Below are 6,939 nucleotides of genomic sequence, written 5' to 3'. Positions count from 1 at the left end.
TCCGTTTCGGTGATCACCACCGTAAAGGTACCGGCATTCATGCCCGTTACCGTTTGTGGATTGGTAGCCGTATTGGCCGCTACCGCTCCCGTTACCGATACCCCGGCATTGTCGAATACCTCATAGGTATAGGCCCCAGAGTAGTTGGACACGTTGATATCGAAGGCGCCCGTATCGTCACCAAAACAGGTCACGGTACTTGGCGTGGTCGTAAAGGTTGGCAGTACCGCTGCCGGTAGGGATACCTCTACAACTTCCTCACAGGAAGTCACCGTATCCGTAACCGTAATGGTATATAGTCCCGAAGGCAGTCCCGAGAACACATTGCCCGACAGGCTTACCGTGGCCGGGTTCGGACTGATGGCATAGGTAAATGTTCCTGAACCTCCCACAGTTGCAATGGACAATTGTCCATCGTCGTTGTTACAGGTAGGCAGTGCCTCTACAGATGGCGTTATGTTCAGCGGTGCCGCAATGCTCACCGTTACCGTGTTCCCACAGCCGTTGGCATCCTGCACCTCTACCGTATGGTCGCCCGAGGCTAGATTCGTTATGGTAAACGGTGCCGTCTGTGTCTGGAAGGCGCCGCCATCGATGCTATAGCTATAGGGAGCAATCCCTGCAATGTCAAGGTTCACTGTCATTTCATAGGTACCGTCCACATCCAGACATTCATCGGCAAGCGTTGCCGAGATTTCCGGGGAAGGGTCCGCTGGCAGTACCACCACCGGACTGCTCACGATACAGCCATAGGCATCCATCGCGTGCACATAGTAGTCCCCTGCATCCAAGCTGAAGGTACTGGCCGAGGCCCATGCTGCATCCGTTTCCGAAGGTGCGGTTGCCGTGGTTGTTACCTGGTATTGGTATGGCGCCGTTCCGTCATGTCCCACCGCACTGATCTGTCCAGAGGCTACGTTACAGTTCGCATTCTGGTCGATCGATGTGCTCAGGCTCAAAGGGATTTCCGATTCGGTAATGTTGAACGGGATGGTCACAATGCTACAGCCGGCATTCGGCCCCGTGTTCTCAGTGATCAGTACATAGTAGTTTCCAAAAGGAAGCGGTCCAAGGTCTGTTACCGTCAAGGAGCCGTTACCTCCTACCGTTCCAGATCCGGTCACCCCTGCAGGTTCCTGCGTAAGGTGGCCGGTTCAAAATAGCTACAGTTGGTCGATGCATCGTATACGATAAAGGTATAGCTCACCCCTGGGGTCAGTCCCGTAAAAGTGGCCGACTGGCTGCCCGGGGCATCCTCCGGGATCCATGATCCCGATGGGTTTGGATATACCGATACCGGTCCCTGGTAGATGCTGAAATAAAACGGTCCGGAGCTTACCAAGGTGGAACCGATGCTCACTACCGCCTCTCCTCCTGTGGTACAGTCCACCGTGCTGGCAATATTGATATCAAGATCGGTCGGTGGCGAGGCCACCAAAACATCCTGGATCAATACCGAACAGCCGTTGGCATCCACGATGTTGATCTGGTAAAGCCCGAAGTCCACCACGTCAAAGCTCACCGAAGTGGAGCCCGTGGCGTTAAGCTCGGAGTTGTCGTAACCGTTGGTTCCGGTCACAAAATAGTTGTATGGGGCCGTCCCTCCCGTTACCCCGTCGATAATGATGGAGCCCTGGGATACTCCCGTAGAGGTACAGGTAATGTCTATGGTATGGTAGTCCACTGCTATGGCATCCGGCTCACCGATGGTTACCGTCTCTGTGGCCTCACAGGACTTGGCATCGGTTAGGGTTACCGTATAGGTGCCCGCCGTAAGTCCTGAGGTCTGCGTACCGTAGTCCACTCCCGTGGTATCGTTGGTTACGTTGATGGTGAACGGTGGTGTTCCTACCGTAGTGTCGATGGTCACGTCTATCGAGGCGTTGGCATCCCCGTTGCACAATATTGGTGCATGCAGGTCCACCGTTAGGTCCGGCATGGAAATGGGCTGAACCGTGATCACGCCCGTTTCTGCCGTACACCCACTGGCATCGGTTACCTGGAACTGGTAGGTCCCGGCTGTTGCCGTAGTATAGGTGAAAGTCGCTCCAGTAGAGCCCAATGCACTGTAGGCAGCTCCGCCAATCGATACCTCATAGGTATATGGCGGGGTCCCTCCGCCTATGGTCCCCTCGATGATGGCATCCGGGGAATCGGTACAGTCAAGGTCCTTTACAAGGACAGCTCCCATGGTAAGCGCCGGAAGCGGATCGATGGTATAGGTTTCTGTATAGGTACAGTCGTTGGCGTCCTTAACCTGGAAGGTATAGGTGCCCGGCTCCAATCCGGCAAATTCATTGGAGGCCTGGTAGGCCGTGGCCGCCGAGGCCGGTGCGATGATCTGGTATTCCAGGGCTCCAGTGCCGCCCGTTACCGTAGCAACTGTAATTGTAGCCGTGTTGGATGGACAGGTCACAGGCGTGCTGGTAAACTCTACATCTGTTGGAGGATCCAAAGGTTCTATAACGATTGGAGCTGTGATATAGGTACATCCTGTGGAATCTTGAATGGTCACCGTGTAGGTGCCCGCCGTCAGTCCCGTAAAGGTACTGCCCGACTGGAAGGTCACCCCGTCAAGGCTATAGGTATATGGCGCTACGCCTCCGGAAACGTTATTTACCGTGATAGTCCCGGTACTGCTACAGGTATAGGGTGCCGTCAGTTCGGCGACGCCCACGATTGGGTCGTTCGCCGTGATGGTCACCGTCTGTGGTTCCGTCAGACACACTGAACTTCCCAAGGTATATTGGAGCACTACTTCGTAATCGCCTTCAGCAAGACCCGTGAACACAGGTGAGCTTACAAAAGTCAATCCGCCGTCGATGCTGTAAGCTAGAGAGCTTCCGTATGCTTCGGTTACATTAACTGTAATACTTCCTGAATTGTCTAAAGAAGCACAAGTAATATTTGTTTGGTCGATGGTAAATTCTGGTGCTGGAGAACTTTCCACAGTAATACTCGTTTCAACACTACAATTATTGGAATCTACAACGGTAATATTAAATACTCCGGGAGCCGTTACCATAATCTCAGGTACCGACTGGAATTCAGTATCACTATTTACAAAATAGAAATAAGGAGGTGTTCCTCCAATTGGATATACGGTAATTTCCCCATCGGTACACGTTAATGGCACTGTTAGTGCAGCCGTGGCTTCCAATAAAGGAGGTTCCACAATGGTCACATCTTCAGAATATACACAGCCATCTTCTGTTTCAACGGTTGCTGTATAGGTTCCTGGGTTTAAATTTTCAAAAGTGTAATTGTTTTCATAGATAGGCCCAACACTGTTCACCAAAGTACCATTACTATATAATTCAAAGTAATACTGAGGCTCAGCATCGATAGCCGCTAATTGGATACTTCCCTTATCATCATGACACAAAGGTTGGGTAATCATGCTTGTTGCTGTAAAATCACTTTCCATGATCTGTACCTGTGGCGTTGTAAACACACAAGGATTTGTCTCTACTCCAATTTGTCTGATATATACAGTATATACCCCAGGAGCATTTACGGTGAATACATTACTAGTTTGATAGGTAACGCCATCCAAACTGTATTCATACCCAGAAGGTACGCTTCCCACCGTAATGCTCCCCGGAGTGGAACAGATAATATCTTGACCAACAGCCGTTGGATTCAATAAGTTTTGATATACATTGAAATAGAACTGCACGAAACAGCCTCCTTCAAAGTTAATAGTCAACCTAAACTGACCAGAAGTATCAGCCGTAAAATCTGGACCTGTTCCCACTTGGTTCCAAGTACAGGCATCATTTTCGTTGGCACAATCTTGGTTTGCAACCGCTTCGCAGCTAGACTCATCCAACTTCTCCCAAATAATGGACGTAGCGCTTGAAATATTGGTGTTGATTTCTCTTGAATCATTAGCGCCACATAAAAAGATATTTGGAAGTTCTTTTCCATCGTTAGGACAGATCACAACTTCATCTGCAAATGGAATGACTGGGTTCGTCATCCCTGCTCCAAAAGTGGTCACATGAAATACCTGATCTATAGATTGACAAGGTGCGATTGCTGTATTGTGAACGTAATAAGTCCCTGTTTCGGTAACAGAAATGGTTTGGGTTGTTCCAATAACCGGTGTACCTGATGGGCTGGTTGACCAAGAATACTCATCGTAGCCACTGGCAGCCGTTAACTGTACACTGGCCCCACAAAGCACCACATTTTCCTCGAAGGTACAATCATCCAAATCTCCTAAAAAGTTAGTGGCCTGAGGGGCAATTAAACAACCTGTATTGCTACTATAACTCGGGTCATCTGTAATTAAAAAATCTGGGTTCCAATACCCATTATATGTTGCAAAGGCTTGGTTATTGATAATATTGGAACAGGAATCTGCCAATTGGTTACAGGTATCTACCGTTTGGGCATGAATGATAATTTCCAAAACAGGATCGCCTATTTCCACCAAACTATTATCAACATTAAGAATAAGTTCTCTTGTGTTAGGATCATAACTCGCAGCTGTAACCCCTTCCGGCAATTCTAAATCTTCTGGATAGTTGAAGATGATATTAATAGGCAGGATATCCTTTATTTCAAGATTGGTTGCATGGTCATTTCCTGTATTTTGAAACCCAATGATATAATTTAAAGGCTGACTCAATCCAACTGTTTCTCCTCCAATATTGTTTCCTTCGTCATCCTCGACAATTTTTGTCAAGACAATGTTTGGCTCAATAATCTCTACCGCAAAAGCGAAGAAATATTGAAAGTACACATCCTGATCACTTTCAAGAGTCACTACTGCGGAAGTAGCATCATTAGCAATCAATGTGTTTCCGGGATTGGGGACCACCATCACCCCTGTATCAAAACCGAGGGTATTGGTACTGTTAGGTACCCTATTATCTACAGGCGTAGCACTTAGTTGAGTTACAGAACTATTGAAAAAGTTATTGGCAGGACGATCGGCAGCAGATAAAGGCGTTCCGTTAAGTAACATCCTATCATTTTGAATGGGCTTATCCCCTTCCAAAGCAGCAAAAGCAAAGGTTGCTCTTACAGGGGCTGGAGCTGGCACCGTTCTAAATCCAGAAACAGATACATCGGTATTTACCGAACTACTAATGGCACTAAAACCATCAAAACTGGTAATGGATTTCCCTGGCAAGGTTGGATCTTCATAAACCACAAAAAGGGACCATCCTGCGGAATATCCCGTTCCGTTATAAGGGTTGAAGGTAGCAGTTTCTCCTTCGGCTGAAGATACATTGGCCACCGTATAGGTTCCCAAATCGGCATCTAAGTTGGTTACAATAGAAGTTACATCTGCATAACAGGAATACGGGAAACTATTTCCCGTGGCCGTTCCATTGGCATTGTAGACAATGGTTCCCTGTACATCGTGGTAATCTCCAGTAGGTCCTTTTAATTTTACATCTGTAATAGATTCATCTCCATTTGTAACGGCTCCCCAATAGAGTCCCGCATAAATAATTTGGTAACAGTTGGGATTAGGGATGTCTAAATCGGCACTCGATGAACTAAAGGTAGAGTCATCATCATCAATATCGATATACGTCATATCCACGTTGTGGTTGTATACCGATCCGTCATTAAAAGCATTATTGTCTGGACCTAGGATGTTATTCCCTATCAGGATAATATCTCCTTTTAAATCCTCATTAAACCTTGGTGTAAAAGGCACGTAATTTTGGGCATATGACTGACTCCCCAAAATTAACAACACAATAATAATGGCAATTCTTGAAAAAGTAGGTTTTTTCATGGTGTTTGGTTTGTTTGGTTATTTTCCAACAAGGGGCATCGTTGGAAAAAATTATGGTGTCCTTATTATTTAATATGTGTTATAGTAATTATGTTTTCATAGGCATATCTAATCAATTAATTTTCACGTTTATACTATTTTTATTTTGTACATGGGCAGTTACTAATTCCCTGCAGGAAGTCGATTCCGATAGTGATACTATGCGTTCCAGAATTATAACCAGCCAAAGCGTTGGTGGTAATTTGATACGAATAGGCAAAATAGAATTTCGACTTCATAATTCCGGCCATAGGGCCAATATTAAGAGGTTTGAAGAACTGGTCGTTTAAAAAGCGGTACGACAGTCCTACCCAATAATAATCTTCTTTTCTGTTGAATTTTCGATACTTGAAGTTGACGTCTGTAGCCGAACGACCGTCACTTCCAAAATACTGGAAGAATACCGAAGGTTCATACTCCACGCGTTTGTTTTCCTTACTTTGAATAACAAGACCTGAATACAGTTGATAATTTAAAAGAAGGCTTGGTTCTATGCCATTGAAATTATCAATATCTTTTTTCAAAATATTGTTGACATTTAAACTCAAATAATACCCTTTATTACGATAAAGCACCCCAACATCAAAGTTGTTGTTGTTAACAGCACGGTCATCTGTAACATAAGGATCCACAATAGGTGTCTCATAATTGGGTTCAAAATTCTCAATGTCTATCCTAAAACTATTGATGTTATAAGAAATCCCAAAAGACAAATACTGCTCGGAAGTGTAATCCAATACCAAGTGGTGCGCAAAAGAGAACTTCACCCCTTTTTGACGTGTGTTTCCATTCTTGTCATTATAAAGTGACAATCCCACTCCAGATCGATCCGCAATTCTAAAATCGGCATATAAGGCTTGATTATCCGGCGCGTCCTTAATCCCCACCCACTGTGTGAGACCATTAAGGCGTATCCTTAGGTTATCCCCAATCCCAGCGTAGGTTGGAGACACCACAAAATCGTTGTCCGCAAGATACTGCGTCCAAACTGGTAGGTTAAGCTCTTGGCCGTAGGTTTGACCAATTGCTATTAGAAAAATATAAGTAATTATCTTTTTCATATGATTAGTGTATTTGGGGTCTTCTAAACATTGAATTATTATCTATACAGTGTAAAATGTCCAACAAACTCTCTGTCG

Annotated in this window: 2 protein-coding genes and 1 pseudogene; all 3 read right to left on the bottom strand. The window is 45.7% G+C overall.

What is annotated here, in order from left to right; translation table 11 throughout:
* Positions 1 to 1,124 (bottom strand): annotated as a pseudogene (locus BKM32_RS16620) (chromophore lyase); the annotation flags it as partial.
* Positions 1,121 to 5,761 (bottom strand): hypothetical protein, encoded by a 4,641-nt coding sequence (locus tag BKM32_RS16160; protein ID WP_076665349.1) that lies wholly within the window; start codon positions 5,759 to 5,761, stop codon positions 1,121 to 1,123. The pseudogene BKM32_RS16620 and the gene BKM32_RS16160, both read right to left, overlap by 4 nt.
* 140 nt (positions 5,762 to 5,901) lie before the next feature.
* On the bottom strand, positions 5,902 to 6,861 hold the full coding sequence (locus BKM32_RS16155; protein ID WP_076665346.1) for a type IX secretion system membrane protein PorP/SprF: 960 nt from the start codon (positions 6,859 to 6,861) through the stop codon (positions 5,902 to 5,904).
* Positions 6,862 to 6,939: the final 78 nt, after the last annotated feature.

Source organism: Mangrovimonas sp. DI 80 (assembly GCF_001975575.1).
GTDB lineage: Bacteria > Bacteroidota > Bacteroidia > Flavobacteriales > Flavobacteriaceae > Mangrovimonas_A > Mangrovimonas_A xylaniphaga.
Note: the sequence above shows the minus strand (reverse complement) of the source record. Positions and strands in the feature narration are given on the sequence as shown.